We start from the raw sequence: 22846 nt of genomic DNA, 5'->3' as shown, positions 1-22846 counted from the left end.
GCCCCTCGGCCGGGGCGGGCGGGGCGCCGTCGGCCGTCACGGCTGGGTGGTCGGGGCCTCCAGCTCGGGCTGGGCCTTCGCGCCCGGACGGGCCTTGCCCACCGGGCGGGCCTGCGGCGCCGGACGGACCTGGGCCGCCGGTCGGCCCGGCACGGCCGGCCGGACCTGCGCCGCGGGACGGACCTGGGTCGCCGTCAACCGCTCGACCGACGGCGCGCCGGTGCTGTGCACCATCAGCCAGGCGGTGGCCTGGTCGGCGGGCAGCGCCGCCGAGACCAGCCAGCCCTGCACCGCGTCCACCCCCATGGCCTGCAGCCGCTCCCAGGTCTCGTCGTCCTCGACGCCCTCGGCGACCACGGTCAGCCCGAGCGAGTGCGCCAGCTCCACCGAGCAGCGCACCACGGCGGCGTCGTGGTCGTCGGCGACCATCCGGGAGACGAAGGAGCGGTCGATCTTGAGCTCGCCGACCGGCAGGCTGCGCAGCCGCACCAGTGAGGAGTGGCCGGTGCCGAAGTCGTCCAGGGACATCCGCACGCCGTAGCGGCGCAGCTCGTCCAGGGTGTCGGCGGCGCGCCGGGAGTCGTCCAGCAGCAGCCGCTCGGTGATCTCCAGCTGGAGCGCGTCGGCCGGCACCTGGTTGCGGTCGAGGTGACCGGCGACCCGGGCGGCGAAGCCCGGGTTCAGCACGTCGCGGGGCGAGACGTTCACCGCGACCGGCACCTTGAGCCCCTGGGCGCGCCAGATCGCCAGCTGGCCGACGGCCGACTCCAGCACGTAGTCGGTGAGCCGGGGCATCAGGCCGCTGGACTCGGCGAGGCTGATGAACTCGTCCGGCGCGACCCGGCCCTGCCCGGCGCGTTCCCAGCGCAGCAGCGCCTCCAGGCCGACCACCCGGCCGTCGAAGGCGACCTTCGGCTGGTAGTGGAGCTTCACCTCACCGGTCTCCAGGGCCCGGCGCAGGTCGCCGAGCAGCCCGATCCGGTACGGCGTGTCGATGTCCCGCGCCTCGTCGTACTGCTCGACCCCGCTGCGGCTGCGCTGGGCGTGGGCCATCGCGACGTCGGCGCGCCGCAGCAGCGACTCGGCGTCCTGGGCGTGGGTCGGGTAGACGCAGACCCCGGCGCTGGCCTCCAGGACGAGCAGCAGGCCGTCCAGCCGGATCGGCGCGGCGAGCTCCACGATGAGGGCCTTGGCGACCCGTTCCATGGTCTCCGGGCTGCCGACCCCCGGCAGCAGGACGGCGAACTCGTCGCCGCCCATCCGGGCCACGACGGCCTGCCCGCTGCGCTGGACGGACGGGGGAAGCGCGGCGAACACGTCCTCGGACGTGTCGGGCAGCTCGGAGCGGGCCGGGCCGGGGTGCTGCCCCGGTCCGGAGCGCAGCGCGCGGTGCAGCCGGCGGGCGATGTGCACCAGCAGCCGGTCGCCGGCGGTGTGGCCGAGCGCGTCGTTGAGCGAACGGAAGCGATCCAGGTCGAGCAGGATCAGGCCGACGCTGTAGCCGTCCTCCCCGTCGTGCTGGGCGATCGCCTCCTGGGCCGCGATCAGCAGCGCCTGGCGGTTGGGCAGGTCGGTGAGCGGGTCGGTGAGCTGGTCCCGGGCCCGGTCGCGGGCGATCCGCCAGGCCGCCACGAGGACGGCCAGCGGGACCGCGAACAGCGGCAGCAGCTCGGGTTCGTACCGGTAGACCAGGACGGCGAGCGGGATGAGCGGCGCGGCCCCGGCCAGCACAACGCCGAGCAGCAGGACCGCACCTGCCACCCCCTGCGGCGGGCGTGTGGGCGCACCGCCGGTCGTACGATCCATAAGCCCTGTCCTCCGTCGGGCCCGCCCCGTCAGGCCGCCTTACGGTGAGGCACCGTGCTGGTGCCGATGGACGTCAGGCGACGGGGTGTCCCCACGGGCACCGGCCAAGACCGGAGCCGCCCACCCCTGCTGACTCTCTGTTGCGCTCCAGGGTATGCCGGGGTCGACCGGGAGGGCAGACTTTCGGACATCCCTGGGGACGCCGCCGGCCGGACTCCTCCCCCGGGGAGGGTCCGGCACTGCCGCACAGTGACAGAATGCCCGACTTCCCGGGGGCGGACGCCGGTGACGTCGCATCAGGAGGATAACGACCGGGCGGCGGATCCGGTCCGGGGGCGTCACTCCTCGCTGACGGGCTCCGCGGTGTCGGCCGCCTCGGCGGGCTCGGCGGGCGACCCGGACACGGCGTCGGCGGGGGCGTCGGCCGCGGGTTCGGCGGGGGCGTCGGCGGCCGGAACGGGTGGCAGTCCGAGGTGTGCCCGGGCCGCGTCGGGGCCCTGCTCCAGCAGCACGGCGAAGCCCGCGTCGTCGAGCACCGGCAGCCCGAGCTGCACGGCCTTGTCGTACTTGGAGCCGGGGTTGTCGCCCGCCACCACGAAGTGGGTCTTCTTGGAGACCGAGCCGGTGACCTTGGCCCCGCGCGAGGTGAGCGCCTCCTTGGCGCCGTCCCGGGTGTGCCCGGTCAGGGTGCCGGTGACCACCACGGTCAGCCCCTCCAGCGGGCGCGGACCCTGCTCCTGCGCGCCCTCCTCGACGAAGCGCACGCCGGCGGCGCGCCACTTCTCCAGGATCTCCCGGTGCCACTCCTCCTCGTACCACTCCCTGACCGAGCGGGCGATGGTCGGGCCGACGCCCTCGGCCGCGGCGAGTTCCTCCTCGGTGGCCGCGAAGATCCGGTCGAGGTCGCGGAACTCACGGGCGAGCGCCTGCGCGGCGACCGGGCCGACGTGACGGATCGACAGCCCGTTCAGGAAGCGCCACAGCGGGCGCTCCCGGACGGCGGCGAGGTTGTCCAGCAGCAGCGTCAGGGACTTCTTCGGCTCGCCCCGGAGATTGGCGAAGAAGGGGACCACCTTCTCCTCACCGGTCACGTCGTCCAGCTTGGGCATGCCGGTCTTGGGGTCGCGCACCAGCACCTTGATCGGCAGCAGCCGGTCGGCGGTGAGGCCGAAGATGTCGCCCTCGTTCTTGACCGGCGCGTCCGCGGGCTCCAGCGGCTGGGTGAGCGCGGTGGCGGCGACGTAGCCGAGGCCGTCGATGTCCAGCGAGTCCCGGCCGCCGAGGTAGGCGATCCGCTCGCGCACCTGGGCCGGGCAGAACCGGGCGTTGGGGCAGCGCAGGTCGATGTCGCCCTCGGACATCGGGCGCAGCTCGGTGCCGCACTCGTGGCAGTGCGAGGGCATCACGAACTCCCGCTCGGTGCCGTCCCGCAGGTCCTCGACCGGGCCGAGGATCTCCGGGATGACGTCACCGGCCTTGCGCAGCACCACGGTGTCGCCCAGCAGCACGCCCTTGGCCTTCACCACCTGCTGGTTGTGCAGGGTGGCGTACTGGACCATCGAGCCGGCCACCTTCACCGGCTCGGCGAGCACCGCGTACGGGGTGGCCCGGCCGGTGCGGCCGATGCCGACCTTGATGCTGGCGAGCTTGGCGGTGACCTCCTCCGGCGGGTACTTCCAGGCGATCGCCCAGCGCGGGGACTTCGAGGTGGCGCCGAGCCGGCCCTGCAACGGGATCTCGTCGACCTTGACGACCACGCCGTCGATCTCGTGCTCGACCGAGTGACGCTGCTCGCCGAAGCGCCGGATGAACTCCCGGACCTCGTCGAGGGTGGCGACCACCCGGTTGTGCCGGGCGGTGGGCAGGCCCCAGTCGCGCAGCAGCTGGTAGGCGTGCGACTGGCAGTCGATGTCGAAGCCGACCCGGGCGCCGATGCCGTGCACCACCATGTGCAGCGGGCGGGAGGCCGTGACCTGGGTGTCCTTCTGGCGCAGCGACCCGGCGGCGGCGTTGCGCGGGTTGGCGAACAGCCTGAGCAGGGCCTGCGGGCGCTTGCCCGCCTTCTCCCGCTCGGCGTTCTCGGCCCTGCGGCGCTCGTTCTCCGCCGCGAGCGAGGCGTTGAGCTCGGCGAACGCCTCGGTGGGCAGGTAGACCTCGCCGCGGATCTCGACCAGCTCGGGGACGTCCTCCCCCCGGAGCCGGTGCGGGATCTCCTTGATGGTGCGGACGTTGGCGGTGATGTCCTCGCCGACCCGGCCGGTGCCGCGGGTGGCGGCCAGCACCAGCTCGCCGCGCTCGTAGGTGAGGTTGACGGCCAGGCCGTCGACCTTCAGCTCGCAGAGGTAGCGGTACTCGATGCCGGACAGCTCGCCGGCGACGCGCTCGGCCCAGGCGGCGAGCTCCTCGTCGTCCATCGCGTTGTCCAGGCTGAGCAGCCGCTCGCGGTGCTCGACCTTGGCGAAGGCCTCGCCGGCGCTGCCGCCGACCTTCTGGGTGGGCGAGTCGGGGGTGACCAGCGCCGGGTGCTCGGCCTCCAGCGCCTCCAGCCGGCGCATCAGGACGTCGAACTCGGCGTCGCTGACGACCGGGGCGTCCTGGTCGTAGTACCGGACCCGGTGCTCCTCGATCTCGGCCGCGAGCTCCGCGTGCCGCGTGCGCACCTCCGCCGGGATCTCCTCCCAGCCCTCAACTGCCGCCACCCTTGGCCCTCCTGCCGTCTTACTCCGGGTTGTCCACCAGACTCCGGGCCGCCTTCACGCTGAGTGACAGCGCCCGCCTGGCGTAGTCGGGGGAGGCCCCCGCCAGCCCGCAGCTCGGTGTCACCAGCACCCGGCGGCCCAGCAGTTCCGGATCCAGCCCGAGCCTGCGCCACAACGTCCTGACACCCTGGACACTACCGGCCGGGTCCGACAATCCGGTGTCGGTGGAGGGCACCACACCGGCCAGGATCACGGTGCCGTCCTCGACCGCTTCACCGAGGACGTCGTCGTCACGCTCCGTCAGCAGGGAGAAGTCCAGCGAGACGCCCGCCACCCCGGCCCGGCGCAGCAGCGGGATCGGCACCTGCGGGGCGCAACTGTGCACCACCACCGGCACGTCCAGGCTGCCGATCACGCCGCGCAGCGTCTCCTCGGCCACCTGCCGGTCGACCGCGCGCAGCCGCTGGAAGCCGCTGGCGGTCTTCACCGACCCGGTCAGCACGGCCGGCAGCGAGGGTTCGTCGAGCTGGAGGACGAGCTGCGCGCCGGGGATCCGGTGGCGGACGTCGTCGAGGTGGCGGCGCAGGCCCTCGGTGAGCGACTCCGCGACGTCCCGGCAGGCCCCCGGGTCGGCGAGGGCCTTCTCACCGTGCCGCAGCTCGACCGAGGCGGCCAGCGTCCAGGGGCCGACGGCCTGCAGCTTGAGGGCGCCGCGGTACCCCTGGGTGAACTCCTCCAGGGCGTCGAGGTCCTCGCGCAGCCAGGACTCGGCGCGCCTGCTGTCCCGGCCCGGCCGGTCGGCGAACCGCCAGCCGCTCGGTTCGACCTGGGCGAACAGCTCGACCAGCAGGCCGGCCCCGCGTCCGATCATGTCCGCGCCGGGGCCGCGGGCGGGCAGTTCCGGCAGGTGCGGCAGCAGTTCGAGCGAGCCCGTGACGGTCTTGGCCGCCTCGCGGGCGTCCGTGCCGGGCATGGAGCCGGCGCCGGTCGCGGCTCCGGGCAGCGTCTGGAGGAGGTTCTCGGTGCTCACGGGCACGAGCCTAGTGCTCCCGGACGGGCCCGGTCGTGCCGCTCGGGGCGGCGGCCGGGCCCCTCCGTCCGGTCAGCGGCCGGGGCGGACCGTGATCTCGGTGAGCGCCGCGTCCCGCGGCAGGTCCAGCGCGGTGACGATCGCGGTGGCGACCGACTCGGGGTCGATCCACCGGGTGGGGTCGTACTCCTTGCCCTCCTGGTGGTGCACCTTGAGCTGCATCGGGGTCGCGGTGCGGCCCGGGTAGACCGTGGTCACCCGCACCCCGTTGCCCTGCTCCTCCACCCGCAGCGCGTCGGCCAGCGCGCGCAGCCCGAACTTGCTCGCCGCGTAGGCGCTCCAGTTCTCGTCGGCGCGCAGGCCCGCGCCGGAGTTGACGAAGACCACCTGGCCGCGGGCCTGCCGGAGCGAGGGCAGGAAGAGTCTGGTCAGCTCGGCGGGGGCGACGGTGTTGACGTTCAGCTGGTACTGCCAGGCCTTGACCGGCAGGTCGCCGACGGTGCCGAGCTCGACCACGCCCGCGATGTGCAGCAGCGCGTCGACCTCCACCGGCATCTCCTGCTGGCCGAGCGCCCAGGACAGCTTGGCCGGGTCGTTGAGGTCGCCGACCAGCGTGCGGGCGCCGGGGAAGCGGGAGCGCAGGACGGCCGCGCGCTTGGCGTCGCGGGCCAGCAGCCAGAGCTCCCTGCCCTGGGCCGCGAGCCGCTCGGCGACGGCCGAGCCGATGCCCGAACCGGCGCCGGTGATCAGGTGTGCACCCATGGTGGCCTCTCAGTGGTGGTCGCGTGGTGGGTCAGGACGCCCGGTCGAGCTGTGCGAGCGCCTCGGCGGGGGTTGCGGCGAAGGTGACCAGCTCGGCCAGCGGGCGGGGCAGGAAGCCCTCGGTGTCCATCCGCTCCAGCTGGGTGCGCAGGCCCGCGTAGAAGCCCTCGGTGTCGAGCACCACGACCGGCTTGTCGTGCAGGGCGTGCTTCTTGAGCTCCAGCACCTCGGTGACCTCGTCCAGCGTGCCGAGCCCGCCGACCAGCACCACCACGGCGTCGGCCCGGGCCAGCAGCACCGCCTTGCGCTCGGCCAGGTCGGCGGTCATGACCAGCTCGTCCGCGCCCTCGTACGACTTGTGGGCGAGGAGTTCCACCGAGATCCCGACCAGCCGTCCGCCGGCCTCCTTCACCCCGTCGGCGAGCAGGCCCATCAGGCCGGCGTGCGAGCCGCCCCAGACCAGCGTGTGGCCGCCGGCCCCGAGCAGCCGGGCGAACTCGGCGGCGGGGGCGGTGTAGCGGTCGTCCAGTGAGTACGCGGAGCAGAAGACGGTGATGTTCATGATGGCCCCAGGTCTACCACGCGGGCCGGCCGCGCCGGAGCGGGAGCCCCGGCTCAGGCGGGGACGGACCGGCGCTCGGTGGCGGCGATGGTGGCGGAGCCGACCACCCGGGTGCCGTCGTACAGCACCACGGCCTGGCCGGGCGCGATGCCCCGGGCGGGGGTGTCCAGCCGGACCCGCAGCTCCTCGCCCTCCAGCGTCGCGGTGACCGGCACCTCCTCGCCGTGGGCGCGCAGTTGGGCGGTGTAGCGGCCCTCCCCGACGGCCGGGGTGCCGCACCAGCGGGGCCGGATCGCGGTGAGCCCGAGCACGTCGAGGCCCTCGGCGGGGCCGACCGTGACGGTGTTGTTCACCGGCGAGATGTCCAGCACGTAGCGGGGCTTGCCGTCGGCGGCCGGGCGGCCGATCCGCAGGCCCTTGCGCTGGCCGATCGTGAAGCCGTACGCGCCGTCGTGCTCACCGAGCTTGGTGCCGTCGACGTCGAGGATGTCGCCGGTGGCCTCCCCGAGGTGCCGGGCCAGGAAGCCCTGGGTGTCGCCGTCGGCGATGAAGCAGATGTCGTGGCTGTCGGGCTTCTTGGCGACGGCCAGCCCGCGGCGCTCGGCCTCCTCGCGGATGGCGTCCTTGGTGGTGTCGCCGAGCGGGAACATCGAGTGGGCGAGCTGCTCGGTGTCGAGCACGCCGAGCACGTAGGACTGGTCCTTGGCGGGGTCGACGGCACGGTGCAGCTCGCGGCCGCCGCCCGGCTGGTCGACGATCCGGGCGTAGTGGCCGGTGCAGACGGCGTCGAAGCCGAGGGCGACCGCCTTGTCCAGCAGCGCGGCGAACTTGATCTTCTCGTTGCAGCGCAGGCACGGGTTGGGGGTGCGGCCCGCTGCGTACTCGGCGACGAAGTCCTCGATCACGTCCTCGCGGAAGCGCTCGGCGAGGTCCCAGACGTAGAACGGGATGCCGATCACGTCGGCGGCCCGCCGGGCGTCCCGGGAGTCCTCCAGGGTGCAGCAGCCCCGGGCGCCGGTCCGGAAGGACTGCGGGTTGGCGGCGAGCGCCAGGTGGACCCCGGTCACCTCGTGGCCGGCCTCGGCCGCGCGGGCGGCGGCGACGGCGGAGTCGACCCCGCCGGACATCGCGGCCAGCACGCGCAGACGGCGGCCATCGGAAGGGGCGGTCGGGGCACCGGGGAAGTCACTCATGATGCGTCCAGCGTACGTGCTCGGGCCGGGCGGGCGGTAAGGCGTTCACCCAGGACCGCGACCGGGCCGAGGCCGAGCCGTGACCCCGCTTCGGGCCCCGGTTCCGAGCCCCCGTCCTGGCCCGGGTTCAGCGCCGGGCCGCCGCCGCCAGACCCGCGTTGCGGGCCCGCTCCACGGCCGGGGTGAGCGCCGCGGTGAGCGCCTCGACGTCGGCCCGGGTGGAGGTGTGGCCGAGCGAGAAGCGCAGCGAGGCGCGGGCCAGCAGCGGATCGGCGCCCATCGCCAGCAGCACGTGGCTGGGCTGCGGCACGCCGGCCGAGCAGGCCGAGCCGGTGGAGCACTCGACGCCCTGGGCGTCGAGCAGCATCAGCAGCGCGTCGCCCTCGCAGCCAGGGAAGGAGAAGTGCGCGTTGGCGGCCAGCCGGCCGGCCGGCGCCGGGTCGCCGTTGAGGACGGCGTCCGGGACGGCCGCGCGGACGGCCGCGACCAGCTCGTCGCGCAGCGCGCCGACCGCGGCGGCGTACGGCTCGCGCCGTTCGACGGCGAGCGCGGCGGCGGTGGCGAAGGCGGCCGCGCCGGGGACGTCCAGGGTGCCGGAGCGGACGTCGCGCTCCTGGCCGCCGCCGTGCAGCAGGGGCACCGGGTGGGCCTGACGGGCCAGCAGCAGCGCGCCGACCCCGTACGGGCCGCCGATCTTGTGCCCGGTGACGGTGAGTGCGGTCAGCCCCGACTCCGCGAAGGAGACCGGCACCTGACCGAGCGCCTGCACCGCGTCGGCGTGCATCGGGATGCCGAACTCCTGGGCCACCGCGGACAGTTCGGCGACCGGCTGGAGGGTTCCGACCTCGTTGTTGGCCCACATCACGGTGACCAGCGCGACCGAGTCCGGATCCCGCTCGATCGCCTCGCGCAGCGCACCGGGGTGCACCCGGCCGTGGGTGTCCACCGGCAGGTAGTCGACCAGCGCGCCCTCGTGCTCGGCGAGCCAGTGCACCGCGTCCAGCACCGCGTGGTGCTCGACCGGGCTGCACAGCACCCGGCGGCGGGCCGGGTCGGCGTCCCGGCGGGCCCAGTACAGGCCCTTCACCGCGAGGTTGTCGGACTCGGTGCCGCCGCCGGTGAGCACGATCTCGCTCGGGCGGGCGCCCAGCGACTCCGCGAGGGACTCCCGGGACTCCTCCACCACCCGGCGGGCCCGGCGGCCGGCCGCGTGCAGGGAGGAGGCGTTGCCGACGACCCCGAGCTGCGCCGTCATGGCGGCGACAGCCTCGGGCAGCATCGGAGTGGTCGCGGCGTGGTCGAGATAAGCCATAGCGGGACCAAGTGTAGGCGGCGCGGGCACACCCCCCGGCCGAAGACCGCAACAGGATCACGATTTGGCCATTGCACCCTCTGCAACGCGCCGTTAGCCTCCTGCCACTGCCGGGCACGGAGGGGTGGACACGATGTCCCAGACAGTCGACCGGGCGCTGACCATCCTCGCCGCCCTCGGGGAGGGGCCGACCTCGCTGGAGCAGGCCGCGGGCCGGATCGGCGTGCACAAGTCGACGGCCCTGCGCCTGCTGCGCACGCTGCAGGAGCACGGCTTCGTCACCCGCCAGCCGGACCACCGCTACCGCCTCGGCGGGCGACTCTTCTCGCTCGCCCAGCAGGCGCTGGAGACCATCGACATCCGGCAGGTGGCCGCGCCGTACCTGGCCTCGCTGAACGAGCGGTACGGGCACACCGTGCAGCTGTCGGTGCTGGAGGACGGCAAGGTACTCCAGCTCGACAAGGCGCAGAGCCGCTACCCGGACCGGCCCGGCTCCCGGCTCGGTCCGGACGGCCGGTTCGGCCACCGCACCCCCGCGGTCGCCACCGCGGTCGGCCGGGTCCTGCTGGCCGACCTGCCGGAGGAACAGCTGACGGCGTATCTGGCCTCCCCGCAGGCGGCCGGCCACGAGCAGGGCCCGCAGGCGCTGCGTGAGGAGCTGGCCGCCGTCCGGCGCCAGGGCTGGTCGATGGACCAGGCCGACGCCCGGGATCCGGTGAGCCTGATCGCCGCGCCCGTCGCCGGCACCGAGGGCCGGGCGATCGCCGCCTGCTCGATCTCCGCGCCCGCCTACGAGGCCTCGCCGGCCGAGCTGAGCCGGCTGGTGCCGGAGCTGCTGTGCACCGTGGAGGCGATCTCGCTGGCGTACGGCGGGACGCCTACTCCTCGCTGGTGCGAGAACCGTTGCGGTGCCAAGCACGCGGAGCGCGCCAGCCGTACCTGAGCGCGAGCATCCGGATCACGAAGGCGGACAGCGCGGCGGCCGAGGCGTTCAGCGGGGTGAGCCGGTCGACGGCGATCAGCACCGCGACCACGGTGGCGCCGACCAGGGCCGGCACGGCGTAGATCTCGCGGTCCCAGCGCAGCAGGGACGGCTGCTCGGTCGCCAGGACGTCGCGGATGACGCCGCCGCCGGCCGCGGTGAGCATGCCGAGGGCCACCGAGGCGACCGAGCTGAGCCCGTAGTCGTGCGCCTTGATCGTGCCGGTCACGCAGAACAGACCGAGACCGGCCGCGTCCAGGGTCTGGACGGCGGTGTTGATCCGCTCCACCTGCGGGTGCAGGAAGAACACCACCAGCCCGGCGGCCAGCGGGGTGGAGAAGTACCCGAGGTTGCTGAAGGCCGCCACCGGTGTGGCCCCGATCACCAGGTCGCGCATCACCCCGCCGCCCAGCGCGGTCGCCTCGGCGAGCACGCAGATGCCGAAGATGTCCATGTTCTTGCGGACGGCGAGCAGGCCGCCGGACAGGGCGAAGACGAAGATGCCGATCAGGTCCAGGGTCTGCTGCACCCCTGGCGAAAAGATTTGCGAGGTCACGGGGGCCAGTGTCCACGCCGGATCCATGGCCGGACCAATTGACGGGTCGTCGGCCGCGGCCGTCAGGCGAACGTCTCGTGGGGCGCCGGCCCGCCGAGGGCGTCGAGCCTCGCCGGCATCCGCAGGGTGGTCATCCGGTGCCAGCCGCCGAGCCGCTCGTACCCGAACACCCCGTGGATCCCGGCGGCCAGCGCGGCCGACTTGGCCCGGGGCCAGCGCAGGATCCCGCCCATGTGGGACATCACCGCGAGGCTCACGTCCCGGTAGGTGCGGATCTCGGCGCGCGCGGTGTCCTGGAGGGTCCGCAGGATCTGCCGGCCGTGGCCGGCGGCGGCCAGCCGGAGCAGCTCCTCGTGGCAGTAGGCGAGGTGGTTGTCCTCGTCGTTGGAGATCATCCGCACCGCCCGGCCGATCTCCGGGTGGTCCCCGAAGACCCGCTTGAGCAGCCGCATCTGCTCGGCCGCGCGCTGTTCGGTGACCCGGCTGTGCGCGAGGTAGGTGATCACGTCGGTCTCGGTCAGCGGCTCGTCGCGGCGCAGCCGGGAGTGGGCCAGGCCGATGCCCTGGCGTTCCAGGATCATCGTGTAGTCGGTCTCGTCGGGCACCTCGACCGGCCCGAGACCGCGCTTGTGCAGCAGGGCGTTGAAGATCCGGCCGTGCTTGTCCTCGTCCGCGCCGTGCCGGGCGATCCGCGGGGCGAGCCACTGGTCGTCGACCAGCCGGGAGATCCGGCCGTTCTCCCAGCCGCCCTGGTCCTCGCCCTTGGCCGCGATGGAGCAGAACAACCGGAAGGCCTCGTCGTGGTCGTGGATCTCGTGGAACAGCGTGCGTGCCGACAGCACCGGACGGCCTCCCAGCTGCCCGGCCGGGGTCGGGCGTCGATCGGGTCAGAACACCGATCAGTGAACGCATGCCGGCGCCCCGCCCGCAACGACTGGGGCCGCGTCCTGCACCGTACGGAGGACGGCGGGTGCGGCAGAAGGCCTAGGGTCCGTCCTCACCCTCCCGCCTGGCCGGCGGGGTCCCGGACGGACCCGGGATCCGCCTCGCGCCGAAGGCCACCGGCCGCGGACGGTCGGTGGCCTTCGGGTTGCCGCCCGGGGCGGTCGGTGCTCAGACCAGAACAGGGTTCTCCGGGAAGTGGCACGCGACCTGGTGGCCGGCCTTGGCCGCGACCAGCGGCGGCTCCTGGGCGGCGCAGACGTCCTGCGCCTTCCAGCAGCGGGTCCGGAACCGGCAGCCGCTCGGCGGATTGATCGGCGACGGGACGTCCCCGGTGAGCAGGATCCGCTCCCGGCGCTCCTTGCGGGTCGGGTCGGGCACCGGCACGGCCGACATCAGCGCGGTGGTGTACGGGTGCATCGGGCTCTTGTACAGGGAGTCCCGTTCGGCGATCTCGACGATCTTGCCGAGGTACATCACCGCGACCCGGTCCGAGACGTGCCGGACCACCGAGAGGTCGTGCGCGATGATCAGGTACGTCAGGCCGAGCTCGTTCTGGAGGTCGTCCAGCAGGTTGACCACCTGGGCCTGGATGGAGACGTCCAGGGCCGAGACCGGCTCGTCGGCGACGATCATCTTGGGCTTGAGCGCGAGCGCCCTGGCGATGCCGATGCGCTGCCGCTGGCCGCCGGAGAACTCGTGCGGGTAGCGGTTGTAGTGCTCGGGGCTGAGGCCGCAGAGCTCCAGCAGGTCCTGCACGGCACGCTTGACGCCGTGCTCGGTCTGCACCTTCTGCAGCCGGAACGGCGCCCCCACGATGGTGCCCACGGTGTGCCGGGGGTTCAGCGAGGAGTACGGGTCCTGGAAGATCATCTGGATGTCCCGGCGCAGCGGCCGCATCGCACCGGTGCTCAGGTGCGTGATGTCGGTGCCCTCGAACTCGATCTTCCCGCCGGTGGGTTCGGCGAGCCGGGTGACCAGGCGCCCCATCGTCGACTTGCCGCAGCCCGACTCGCCGACCACGCCGAGGGTCTCGCCCGCGTTGACCGTGAAGTCGATCCCGTCCACCGCCCGAACGGCGCCGGTCTGGCGGCGCAGCAGTCCCTGGGTGATCGGGAAGTGCTTGGCCAGACCGGTCACCCGGAGCAGCGGATCGCGGTCGGAGGCGGACGCGGGTGCGGGGATCTCCGCTGTCTGACTGTCCGTCATGGGGTGTCTCCTGAGGGGTGGAACGGGGTCACAGCCGGGGCGCGATCTCGTCGGCGAAGATCCGGTGCCGGTCGGCGGCCGGGAGGTGGCAGGCGGCGTGGTGCCGCTCGGAGGCCTCCGCCAGCACCGGCACCTCGGTGGACGAGCGCCCGCCGGTCAGCGCCGCGTACGGGCAGCGCGGGTGGAACGCGCAGCCGGACGGCACGTTGATCAGGCTGGGCGGGGTGCCCTTGACCGGGATCAGCCGGTCCTGCAGTTCGCGGTCCAGGCGCGGCATCGAGCCGAGCAGGCCCCAGGTGTAGGGGTGCTCGGGGGCCTCGAACAGCGTGGCCGCGGGGCCTCGCTCGATGCACTTCCCGCCGTACATCACCAGGATGTCGTCGGCCAGTTCGGCGACCACCCCGAGGTCGTGGGTGATGATGACGACCGCCGAGCCGAACTCCTGCTGGAGGTCCCGGATCAGGTCCAGGATCTGCGCCTGGACGGTGACGTCCAGGGCGGTGGTCGGCTCGTCGGCGATCAGCAGCGACGGGTCGTTGACCAGGGCCATGGCGATCATGGCGCGCTGGCGCATGCCGCCGGAGAACTGGTGCGGGTAGTCGTCCACCCGGCGGTCCGGCTGCGGGATGCCGACCCGGTCGAGCATCTCCACGGCCCGCTTGCGGGCGTCCTTCTTCTTCACCTCCGGGTGGTGCACCCGGTAGGCCTCCACGATCTGCTGGCCGATCGTGTAGTAGGGGTGCATCGCGGTCAGCGGGTCCTGGAAGATCATCGACATCTTCTGGCCGCGGAGCTGGCGGACCCGCTCGGGCCCGGCGGCGACCAGCTCCTCGCCGTCCAGCCAGATCTCGCCGGTGATCCGGGCCCGCTTGGAGCGGTGCAGGCCCATGATCCCGAGCGAGGTGACGGACTTGCCGGAGCCGGACTCGCCGACGATGCCGAGGGTCTTGCCGCGCTGGAGGTCGAAGCTGACCCCGTCCACGGAGCGGACCAGGCCGTCGTCGGTGTCGAAGTGGATCCGCAGGTCGCGGACGGACAGGAAGGCGTCCGGCGAGGAGGACTGAAGGTCGATCATGACAGCCTCACGCGGGGGTCGACTGCGGCGTACAGGAGGTCAACCAGGAGGTTGCAGGCCACGATGAAGAAGGCGGCGACGAGGGTCACGCCGAGCACCTTGGGCAGGTCGTTCTCGCCGATCGCGGCCACGGCGTAGGCGCCGATGCCCTTGAGCGAGAAGACCTGTTCGGTGATCAGGGCGCCGCCGAGGAGCAGGCCCAGGTCCATGCCGAAGATGGTGATGATCGGGGTGAGCGCCGAGCGCAGGCCGTGCCGGACGATCACCTTGCGCTCGACCAGGCCCTTGGCCCTGGCGGTGCGGATGTAGTCCTCGCTCATCGTCTCCAGCATCCCGGCCCGGGTGAGCCGGGCGTAGAGGGCGGAGTAGAGGAAGGCGAGCGAGACCCAGGGCAGGATCAGGTGTCCGGCCCAGGCGAACGGGTCGTCGGTGAAGTTGACGTACTCGACGTTCTCGAACAGCGGCCACTTGAAGTGGAAGAAGAACAGCAGCAGGGCGCCGGTGAAGAAGACCGGGCTGGAGACGCCGGCCAGGGCGATGCCCATCGACAGCCGGTCGAAGATCGACTTGGGCTTGAGCGCCGAGATCACACCGGTGGAGACACCGGAGATCAGCCAGACCACCGAGGCGCCGATGGCCAGCGAGAAGGTGACCGGGATGCGGGAGGAGATCTCCGGCCAGACCTCGACGTGGTTCTTGAACGAGTAGCCGAAGCAGGGGACGTGGCAGCTGACCGGGTCCGGGCCGAACTGGTACTCGGCGCCGCTCACCAGGGCCTTGAGGAAGCGGCCGTACTGGACGTACAGCGGCTGGTCGAACCCGAGGTTCTGCTTGACCGCGGCGATCGCCTCGGGGCTCGGGTTCTTGCCCACGTACTGGGCGGCCAGCTGGTCGGTGGTCTCCCCCGCCAGTGCGGGCAGCAGGAAGAAGATGCCGAAGGTGATGGCGCTGACGACCAGCAGCAGCACGGCGGCCGCGAGGATCCTTCGGATGATGTAGGCGAACATAGTCGGTCGGCTGCGGCGGCCCGCCTCCGCCCGGGGTGACCGGGCCGGAGGCGGGCGCCGCTGCCTTCACCTGCCTTCAGGGGTGTGGAGCCAGGCTCTTACTTGGTGACGCCGATGTTCAGGTAGTCGTACTGACCGGAGAAGGCCGGGGTGGACGCCATGTTGGTGGCACCCGCCGGGCGGTACAGGAAGACCTTGTAGTAGGTCAGCGGGACGATGACCGCCGCCTCCATGGTCTTCTTGTCGATCTCGCCGTAGATCTTCTCGCGGGCGGCCCGGTCCGGGTTGGCGATCGCGTCGTCCAGCAGCTTGTTGATCGACGGGTCGTTCAGCTGCGAGAGGTTGGTGTTACCGGACTTCTTGATCGCCCGGCCGTCCACGACCTGCTGCAGGAAGCCGTAGCCGGTCGGCCAGTCGGCGCCCCACTGCATCATGATCAGGCCGGTGCCGTGGCTGTCGGTGTACTCCGGCACGCCCGCGAAGTCCTGGAAGTACTTGCCCTGCGGGAACTGCTGGATGTCGACCTCGATGCCGACCTTCTTCAGCGCGGCCTGGATCGCGGTGGCCGAGGCGACCTCGGTCGAGCGGTCCTGGCGGGCCATGATGCTGGTCTTGAAGCCGTCCGGCTTGCCGCAGGCCTTCAGGGCCTCCTTGGCCTTGGCCTCGTCGCCCTTGTTGCCGGCGGTCTCGTACAGGTTGAACTTCTGGTAGCCCGGGATGTCCGGCGGCAGCACGGTGGAGGCCACGTCGCCGCGGATCGGGCCGCCGATCGCGGTCTGCACCGAGACCTTGTCGATCGCGTACTGGACGGCCTTGCGGCAGTCCGCGTTGTCGAACGGCGCGACCTTGGTGTTGATCGCGGTGTAGACCAGGCGGCCGCCGTAGGTGTTGTCGGTCTGCGCCTTGAGCTTCGGGTCCAGCAGCAGCTTGGCCTGGGTCTGCGGGTCGACACCCTTGCCGGCCAGGTCGACCTGGGCGTTGCCGGCCAGCAGGTCCTGGTCGATGGTGGACTGCGCGATCTTCAGCTTGACCTGGATCTTCTCGGCCAGCTGCTTGCGGATCGGGTCGGTCTTCTGGTCCCAGTTGGTGTTCGGGACGAGCACGACCTCCTTGCCTTCCTCGTAGCTCTGGAACTTGTAGCTGCCGGTGGAGGCGATGTGCTTGACGTAGTCCGCGCCGGTGTCCTTGGCCTGCGGCACCGGGACCGTCTGCGGGGCGCTGACCAGGTAGTCGAAGTCCGCGAACGGCTGCTTCAGGTGGAAGACGATGGTGGTGTCGTCCGGGGTCTCGATGGACTTCAGGCCCTCGGGGCTCTTGTCCTTGTACGGGCCCTGGTACGGGGTGTCGTTGTCCTTGAGCAGGTCGTGGAAGTACGTCGGGCCGTTCGACAGCACGTCGGCCGCGAAGTTGGAGCGCTCCACGGCGTACTTGATGTCCTTGGAGGTGACCACGGCGCCGTCGTCGTACTTGATGCCGGCGCGCAGCTTGTAGGTCCAGCTCAGGCCGTCGGCGCTGACCTGGCCGAGCGACTCGGCGAGGTCCGGGACCAGCTTGTTGCCCTCCTCGCCGGCGGCCGGCTGGAAGGTGGTGAGCGGGCGGCCGTACAGGCGCGAGAAGTTGTACATGTACGCGTAGTACGTGTTACCGGGGTCGAAGGAGTCCGGCACGTCGGAGTGCTCGTAGACGACCGTGCCGCCCTTCTGCTCCGAGGCGTTCACGATGTTCTTCGTGGCCGCGTCGGCTCCTGCGACCGCGCCGCCCTTGGCGGAGCCGTCGGAGCTGCCCTTGCTGCTGGAGCAGCCGGTGAGGGTGAGCGCCACGGCCGCGGCGAGCGCGGTCAGCGCGGCAGTACGGGACCTGCGCATAGCTGAGATCAACCCCTTGGAGGAAGAGCGATGACGGTTGGGAAAAAGACCTGACGGTTCGTCAGTTGTTCTTGGGGTCGAGGGCGTCACGGAGCCCGTCACCCAAGAGGTTGAAAGCGAGCACGGTGATGAAGATCGCCAGGCCGGGCACCATCAGGTACTGCGGGTCCACCTGGTAGTAGTCGATCGCGTTGCTCAGCATCCCGCCCCAGGAGGCCTGCGGCGGCTCGATGCCGACACCGAGGAAGCTCAGGCCGGCCTCGAAGAGGATGTTGGTCGGGATCAGCAGGGTCGAGTAGACCAGGATCGGACCGACCAGGTTCGGCAGCAGCTCCTTGAACAGGATGAACGGCCCCCGGGCACCGAGACTGCGGGCCGCGTCCACGAACTCGCGCTCGCGCAGCGAGAGCGTCTGGCCGCGCACGATCCGGCCCATGTAGGGCCAGTTGAAGAAGCCGATCACGAAGATCAGCACCGCGATGTGGAGCGAGGTGCCGTGCAGCCCGAACGCGCCGTCCTTGAGCGAGGCCGAGATGGCGATCGCGAACAGCAGCAGCGGGAAGGCCAGGAACATGTCCATCAGGCGGCTGATCACGGTGTCCACCCAGCCGCCGTAGTAGCCGGCGGTGATGCCGAGCACCGTCCCGATGACATTGGACAGCACGGTGGCGCCGAAGGCCACCAGCAGCGAGACCCAGGAGCCCTCAAGGATGCGGGTCATGATGTCGCGCCCGTACTGGACGTCGACGCCCAGCGGGTGCTCCCAGCTCATCCCGCCCCAGTCGCCGAACGGGATGCCACCGAGGTTGGCGTCCAGGGCGTCCTGGTGGAAGGCGTTCGGGTCGAGGCCGAAGACCGCCTCGATCGGCTTGGCCAGTGCCGCGAGCAGCACCAGCAGGATGACGACCACGCCGCCGGCGACGGCGGCCTTGTCGCGCTTGAAGCGCAGCCAGGCGATCTGGCTGAGCGATCTGCCCTCGATCCGCTTCGCCGGGCCCGTTTCCTGCTGGGCCTGGGACGCGGTGCCGATGGTCTCGTTCGATGTGGTCATGGTCAGTTCGGTCCCCTCGCCGACGGTGGCCGGCCCACGGTCTCCGGTCCGTTCGCACACCCTCCGGCCCGATCAGGGCCGGAGCTGCGAAATGGACCGGATTGCGCCACTGATGCTTGGTGACGATGCGTCGGTGCGGTGGTGCCGGAAACGGTGCGGCGGTGCTGAAGGTGCGGTGCTGAGGTGCTGAAGATGCCAAGTACTGCGATACGACTGCCCGTTGCGACGAGCTGGTACTCCGGTCGGTGCGCCGACCGCGCGGATCAGGTGTTTCAGCTTGCGCGTTCGCCTTCGTGGGGCTCGTTCCGCGCTCTGCATTGCGCAGAACTCTGTGTCATTCGGACAGGCTTGCGCCACCCCCCACAAGCGAAGGATGCCCAACTGTGATCTGCCCGCATGCATGAACGTTTCCACCGCATATCGCTCTTCACACAGGTGTTACGCCCCTGTCAAGGCATTGACTGACGGAAGGTCGCCAATGGCGGAGAACTGCCAGGTGGCCGAGCCGGGTCAGGCCGGAGGAACCGTCGGCGAATTGCCCGACGGCCGAGCGGTCGAATGGTGCACGAACCTGTTTCAGCGCCCCGGGTAGCCGGTCCACGGCTGCTGCGGCCAGCCCGCGGCGGACTGCCCCTGCGCAGGCGGGTAGCCGTACCCCGGGTACGGCGGGGGCGGCGGCGCCTGGGTGTGGCCGAACCTGGCCTCGCGGTCGTACAGCGGCCGGCCGTTGGCCCACAGCCACATCGCCACCGGGTCGAACTCGTCCGCCAGCATCACGGTGGACACCGACAGGCCCTCGGGAACGTGCGCCACCGCACGCTGCACCAGCGCCCGGGCCGCCTCCACGGCGGGCGGCGAGGTGTCGTACAGGTCAAGGCCGATCGCCAGGTACGGCTCGCCCAGGGCCGGTCTGACCCAGGCCTGGCGCAGCGAGCGCAGCGGGCGCACCTCGGCCGCCTGGCGGTCGAGCTGGGCGTAGAACTGCGGCGCCTGCACCTGCGGCTCGTCGATCCGGAGCGGACCGGCCGGGAGCCGGTCCAGGCCGACCGCGATCCGGCGCAGGTCGGCCCAGGGGACGCCGACCCCGCCACCGGGCACGTGCGGGTCGAGCCACAGGCCCCAGCGGGTGCGGTACAGCGCGTTGGCGATCTCCAGGCCGGTGATCACCTCGTGGCCGCGGGCCCAGCCGCTGGCGGTCAGCTGGCCGGGCGAGGTGACGGCCGGCGCGTAGCCGTGGCCGCCGATGTCCATGTTCCCGTACTGGGCGTCCGGGCTGCCGGGCTGCCCGTGCCAGAGCAGCATCCAGACCTGGCCCTCGGCGATCGCGCGCAGCAGCGCCTCGTAGGCGTCGTACCGCTCGGGTGCGACCTGGCCCAGGGCGCGTTCGATCGCGCCCGGGTCACCACCGGGACGCGCCGTGGCAGCCGGGCCCCACTGGCCCGGCGCGCCGCCGCCTGCCGCTCCCGCGCTCACGCGCCCACCTCGCTCTCGCCCGTCCCGTCGCCTCCGCCGGCCTCGCCGCACGGGCTGTCGGCGACAACCCTATGGGGCAGGCCCGACACACGTCATACCGCCGTCCCTCTACCGGACGGTCACCCGTGGACGGGCCCGATCAGGCCCGTACGTAGAAGGGCCGTACCTGTGCGATCAGCCAGTCGACCACCGGATCGGCGGCCAGGTCGAGCAGCACCAGGTGGACGCCCCAGGCCGGCGCGGCGGTTCCCAGGGCCCGGCCGAGCGCCTCGCCCACCCGGGCCGGGTCGGCCGGCAGCGCCGGGTCGAGCTGGATGCCGAGGTAGAGCAGCGTGGCCTCGCCCTCCACCTTGGCCAGCGCCCGGCGAGCCGTCAACACCTCCGGCAGTGCGGCCAGTTCGGTGCCGGCGGCGGCCAGGAAGGCGTACGGCTCCTGGTGCGGCTCGGGCTCCTTGAGCGCCACCCGGGCGCCCTCCGGGACGGCCGGCCCGGCAGCGCGCTCGCCCTGCGGGCCGCGCCGCAGCTCACCGACCCCCTCGGGCGGCACCGGGATGCCCACCGGCGCCTGCGGGTTGACCGCGATGCCGATCCCCAGCGGAAGCCCGCGGGCGAACTCCCACATCGGGGCGATCGCGAAGGGCATCCCCGGCGCCTGGCGCAGGAACTCCTCCTGGGAGGAGAAGACCGGCACGTAGGGGGCGCCCGCCAGCTCGATGGTGGGCAGGTCCAGCGACTCGCCCTGCCGGTCGGCGCCCGCGGGCAGCGGGATCCACACCTGGCTGCGGGCCAGCACCTCGATCACCCGGGGGGTCGCCCCCGGATCGCCCAGGGCCGCGGTGAGGACCTGTTCCAGCTCGTTGACCGGCCAGCTCCCGCCCTCGGGAGCCGTGCCCGGCTCCGCCCAGGACTGCGCCTCGCCCGCCGGGTACCCCATCCGCCTGTGCCCCTTCCGCCCTGACCGGGCGGGCCACGCGCCGCGCGGCCCGTACGCCGGCCCGAGAACCGTCCCGCAGAGCGTATCGTCCGGCCCCCCTCCCGTAGGGCCCCCCGGGCATGCCATGATGACCCCGATCGAACTTCATACTGGCCGCTCGAACCCGCGCGGGAGAGTCCGGAGAGCCTCGTTTCGAGGCTGGGCCGGCGCCGAAGGAGCAAGTCCTCCCCGGAATCTCTCAGGCACCCATACCGCACGGGCGAGGCACATCTGGAAAGTGGACACGGCCGCGCCGTGCGCCCACCCACGGTGCAAGCCGCCATTCTTGTGTGCGGTGAAGCTCTCAGGTTGCGACGACAGACGGGGAGTCCTCGCCACCGCATGCCCGCATCCAGGTCCGGGCGTGCTCCAGAGTGCCCAGCCAAGGAGTCCCGCCGCCATGTCCCTCCGTCACACCGCGCTCGACGCGCTGCACCGCTCGCTCGGCGCCACCATGACCGACTTCGCCGGCTGGGACATGCCGCTGCGTTACGGCTCCGAGCGCGAGGAGCACCTGGCGGTCCGCACCAGGGCCGGCCTGTTCGACCTCTCGCACATGGGCGAGATCACCGTGACCGGCCCGCAGGCCGGCGAGCTGCTGGACCACGCGCTGGTCGGCTTCATCTCCGCGCTCGGCGTGCTGCGCGCCCGCTACACCATGATCTGCCGCGAGGACGGCGGCATCCTGGACGACCTGATCGTCTACCGCACCGGCGAGACCGAGTACATGGTGGTCGCCAACGCCTCCAACGCCCAGGTCGTGCTGGACGCGCTGACCGAGCGCGCGGCCGGCTTCGACGCGGTCGTCCGCGACGACCGGGACGCCTACGCCCTGATCGCCGTCCAGGGCCCGGAGGCCAACGGCATCCTGGCCTCGCTGACCGACGCCGACCTGCCCGCGCTGAAGTACTACGCCCTGCTGCCCGCGACCGTGGCCGACCGGCAGGTCTGGCTGGCCCGCACCGGCTACACCGGCGAGGACGGCTTCGAGATCTTCTGCGCCCCCGCCGACGCCGAGCACCTGTGGCAGGCGCTGACCGAGGCCGGCACCCCGGTCGGCCTGGTCCCGGCCGGCCTGTCCTGCCGCGACACGCTGCGTCTGGAGGCCGGCATGCCGCTGTACGGGCACGAGCTCTCCACCGACCTCACCCCCTTCGACGCCGGTCTCGGCCGCGTGGTCCGTTTCGACAAGACCACCAACGACGGCGAGTTCGTCGGCCGCAAGGCTCTGGAGCAGGCCGCCGCGGCCGCCGAGACCAACCCGCCGCAGGTGCTGGTCGGCCTGGTCTCCGAGGGCCGGCGTGTGCCGCGCGCCGAGTACGCGGTGGTCTCCGCCGAGGGCACCCCGATCGGCCGGATCACCTCCGGCTCGCCGTCGCCCACCCTGGGCAAGCCGATCGCGATCGCCTACGTGGACGCGGCGCACGCCGCCCCCGGCACCGCGGTCGCCGTCGACGTGCGCGGCAAGCACGAGCCGGTCGAGGTCGTCGCGCTGCCGTTCTACAAGCGCGCCCGCTGAGCCGTACGAACCCCCGAGCCCGGTCCGTTCAGCGGACGGCTTCGCCCTACCCTCTTGCGATCCTGGAGAATGACGTCATGAGCAACCCCACGCACCTGCAGTACACCAAGGAGCACGAGTGGCTGACCGCGGCTGACGCGGACGGTGTCTCGACCGTCGGCATCACCAAGCACGCGGCCGACGCCCTCGGCGACATCGTGTACGTCCAGCTCCCGGAGGTCGGGGAGACCGTCACCGCCGGCGAGACCTGTGGCGAGCTGGAGTCCACCAAGTCGGTCAGCGACCTGTACTCGCCGGCCACCGGTGAGATCGTCGAGATCAACCAGGCCGTCATCGACGACCCGGCGCTGGTCAACGGCGAGCCGTTCGAGGGTGCCTGGCTCTTCAAGCTCAAGGTCGAGGCGACCGACGAGCTGCTCGACGCCGAGGCCTACACCGCCTTCACCACCGGCGTCTGACCCACTGCGCGACAGGACGGCCGTCCGCAGCGCGGTGGACGGCCCCCTCCCCTCCGGTACCCGCCCAGCCCCACGGGAAGACCCACTCATGACGGTTCTCAACCAGTCCCTGCACGCGCTCGACCCGGAGATCGCCGCCGCGGTCGACGCCGAGCTGCACCGCCAGCAGACCACCCTCGAAATGATCGCCTCCGAGAACTTCGCCCCGGTGGCGGTCATGGAGGCCCAGGGCTCGGTCCTCACCAACAAGTACGCCGAGGGCTACCCCGGCAAGCGATACTACGGCGGCTGCGAGCACGTCGACGTGGTCGAGCAGATCGCGATCGACCGCATCAAGGAGCTGTTCGGCGCCGAGCACGCCAACGTCCAGCC

General features: G+C 72.2%; 18 protein-coding genes, 2 pseudogenes and 1 riboswitch. Of the genes and pseudogenes, 4 read left to right on the top strand and 16 right to left on the bottom strand.

From position 1 onward, the window contains the following. Positions 1-36 precede the first annotated feature (36 nt). The 7 genes and pseudogenes from ACIOFR_RS38110 to ACIOFR_RS38080 form a co-directional block, all read right to left on the bottom strand. Positions 37-1743, bottom strand: a pseudogene (locus ACIOFR_RS38110) (putative bifunctional diguanylate cyclase/phosphodiesterase); the annotation flags it as partial. 401 nt (positions 1744-2144) lie between these two features. After that, positions 2145-4505, bottom strand: a complete 2361-nt coding sequence (ligA, locus tag ACIOFR_RS38105; RefSeq protein ID WP_401004788.1) for an NAD-dependent DNA ligase LigA — start codon at positions 4503-4505, stop codon at positions 2145-2147. A gap of 19 nt (positions 4506-4524) precedes the next feature. Beyond that, positions 4525-5535, bottom strand: a complete 1011-nt coding sequence (locus tag ACIOFR_RS38100) for a methionine synthase (RefSeq protein WP_401004787.1) — start codon at positions 5533-5535, stop codon at positions 4525-4527. 72 nt (positions 5536-5607) lie between these two features. After that, positions 5608-6297, bottom strand: coding sequence for an SDR family oxidoreductase (locus tag ACIOFR_RS38095; protein ID WP_401004785.1), 690 nt, complete (start codon positions 6295-6297; stop codon positions 5608-5610). Between the two features lie 31 nt (positions 6298-6328). Continuing rightward, entirely contained in the window at positions 6329-6859 is a 531-nt protein-coding gene (locus ACIOFR_RS38090; RefSeq protein WP_401004784.1) for a TIGR00730 family Rossman fold protein, read from the bottom strand. 53 nt (positions 6860-6912) lie between these two features. Then, entirely contained in the window at positions 6913-8052 is a 1140-nt protein-coding gene (gene mnmA / locus ACIOFR_RS38085; protein WP_401004782.1) for a tRNA 2-thiouridine(34) synthase MnmA, read from the bottom strand. 127 nt (positions 8053-8179) lie between these two features. Further along, positions 8180-9364 (bottom strand): cysteine desulfurase family protein, encoded by a 1185-nt coding sequence (locus ACIOFR_RS38080; protein ID WP_401004780.1) that lies wholly within the window; start codon positions 9362-9364, stop codon positions 8180-8182. Between the two features lie 133 nt (positions 9365-9497). Here ACIOFR_RS38080 and ACIOFR_RS38075 point away from each other — a divergent pair, with 133 nt between their 5' ends. Continuing rightward, positions 9498-10307 (top strand): IclR family transcriptional regulator, encoded by an 810-nt coding sequence (locus ACIOFR_RS38075; RefSeq protein ID WP_401004779.1) that lies wholly within the window; start codon positions 9498-9500, stop codon positions 10305-10307. Here the strand turns inward: ACIOFR_RS38075 and ACIOFR_RS38070 are convergent. The 9 genes from ACIOFR_RS38070 to ACIOFR_RS38030 all read right to left on the bottom strand — a co-directional run bounded on the left by ACIOFR_RS38070 (position 10243) and on the right by ACIOFR_RS38030 (position 20458). Further along, a complete protein-coding gene (locus ACIOFR_RS38070) occupies positions 10243-10929 on the bottom strand; it encodes a trimeric intracellular cation channel family protein (RefSeq protein WP_401004777.1) in 687 nt (228 codons plus the stop codon). The two genes, ACIOFR_RS38075 and ACIOFR_RS38070, sit on opposite strands and share 65 nt — an antisense overlap. A 35-nt stretch (positions 10930-10964) precedes the next feature. Then, positions 10965-11744 (bottom strand): ferritin-like domain-containing protein, encoded by a 780-nt coding sequence (locus ACIOFR_RS38065; RefSeq protein ID WP_401004775.1) that lies wholly within the window; start codon positions 11742-11744, stop codon positions 10965-10967. A 271-nt stretch (positions 11745-12015) separates the two neighbouring features. Next, positions 12016-13053 carry an ABC transporter ATP-binding protein gene (locus ACIOFR_RS38060; RefSeq protein WP_401004773.1) on the bottom strand — a complete coding sequence of 346 codons (1038 nt, stop codon included), beginning with the start codon at positions 13051-13053 and terminating at the stop codon, positions 12016-12018. A gap of 28 nt (positions 13054-13081) precedes the next feature. Further along, positions 13082-14128, bottom strand: a complete 1047-nt coding sequence (locus ACIOFR_RS38055; protein ID WP_401004771.1) for an ABC transporter ATP-binding protein — start codon at positions 14126-14128, stop codon at positions 13082-13084. Further along, entirely contained in the window at positions 14125-15135 is a 1011-nt protein-coding gene (locus ACIOFR_RS38050) for an ABC transporter permease (protein WP_401004769.1), read from the bottom strand. Before ACIOFR_RS38050 ends, ACIOFR_RS38055 begins: the two co-directional genes overlap by 4 nt. 98 nt (positions 15136-15233) lie before the next feature. Then, positions 15234-17000: an ABC transporter substrate-binding protein gene (locus ACIOFR_RS38045; protein WP_401004767.1), complete on the bottom strand. Its 1767-nt coding sequence runs from the start codon at positions 16998-17000 to the stop codon at positions 15234-15236. A 61-nt stretch (positions 17001-17061) separates the two neighbouring features. Then, positions 17062-18051 carry an ABC transporter permease gene (locus tag ACIOFR_RS38040; RefSeq protein WP_401004765.1) on the bottom strand — a complete coding sequence of 330 codons (990 nt, stop codon included), beginning with the start codon at positions 18049-18051 and terminating at the stop codon, positions 17062-17064. 576 nt (positions 18052-18627) lie between these two features. Beyond that, positions 18628-19524: an enhanced serine sensitivity protein SseB C-terminal domain-containing protein gene (locus tag ACIOFR_RS38035; RefSeq protein ID WP_401004763.1), complete on the bottom strand. Its 897-nt coding sequence runs from the start codon at positions 19522-19524 to the stop codon at positions 18628-18630. A 139-nt stretch (positions 19525-19663) separates the two neighbouring features. Next, the gene (locus ACIOFR_RS38030; protein ID WP_401004761.1) at positions 19664-20458 is read right to left on the bottom strand and encodes an enhanced serine sensitivity protein SseB; all 795 of its coding nucleotides are present in this window, start codon (positions 20456-20458) and stop codon (positions 19664-19666) included. A 158-nt stretch (positions 20459-20616) separates the two neighbouring features. Next, positions 20617-20722: riboswitch (glycine riboswitch) on the top strand. A gap of 175 nt (positions 20723-20897) precedes the next feature. Here ACIOFR_RS38030 and gcvT point away from each other — a divergent pair. The 3 genes and pseudogenes from gcvT to ACIOFR_RS38015 all read left to right on the top strand — a co-directional run. Continuing rightward, positions 20898-22016 carry a glycine cleavage system aminomethyltransferase GcvT gene (gene gcvT / locus ACIOFR_RS38025; protein WP_401004759.1) on the top strand — a complete coding sequence of 373 codons (1119 nt, stop codon included), beginning with the start codon at positions 20898-20900 and terminating at the stop codon, positions 22014-22016. 77 nt (positions 22017-22093) lie between these two features. Continuing rightward, a complete protein-coding gene (gene gcvH / locus ACIOFR_RS38020) occupies positions 22094-22474 on the top strand; it encodes a glycine cleavage system protein GcvH (protein WP_401004757.1) in 381 nt (126 codons plus the stop codon). Positions 22475-22562: 88 nt separating this feature from the next. After that, a pseudogene (locus tag ACIOFR_RS38015) lies at positions 22563-22846 on the top strand (serine hydroxymethyltransferase); the annotation flags it as partial.

This window comes from Kitasatospora sp. NPDC088346, assembly GCF_044740765.1.
In the GTDB taxonomy this organism is placed as follows: Bacteria; Actinomycetota; Actinomycetes; order Streptomycetales; family Streptomycetaceae; genus Kitasatospora.
Note: the sequence above shows the minus strand (reverse complement) of the source record. Positions and strands in the feature narration are given on the sequence as shown.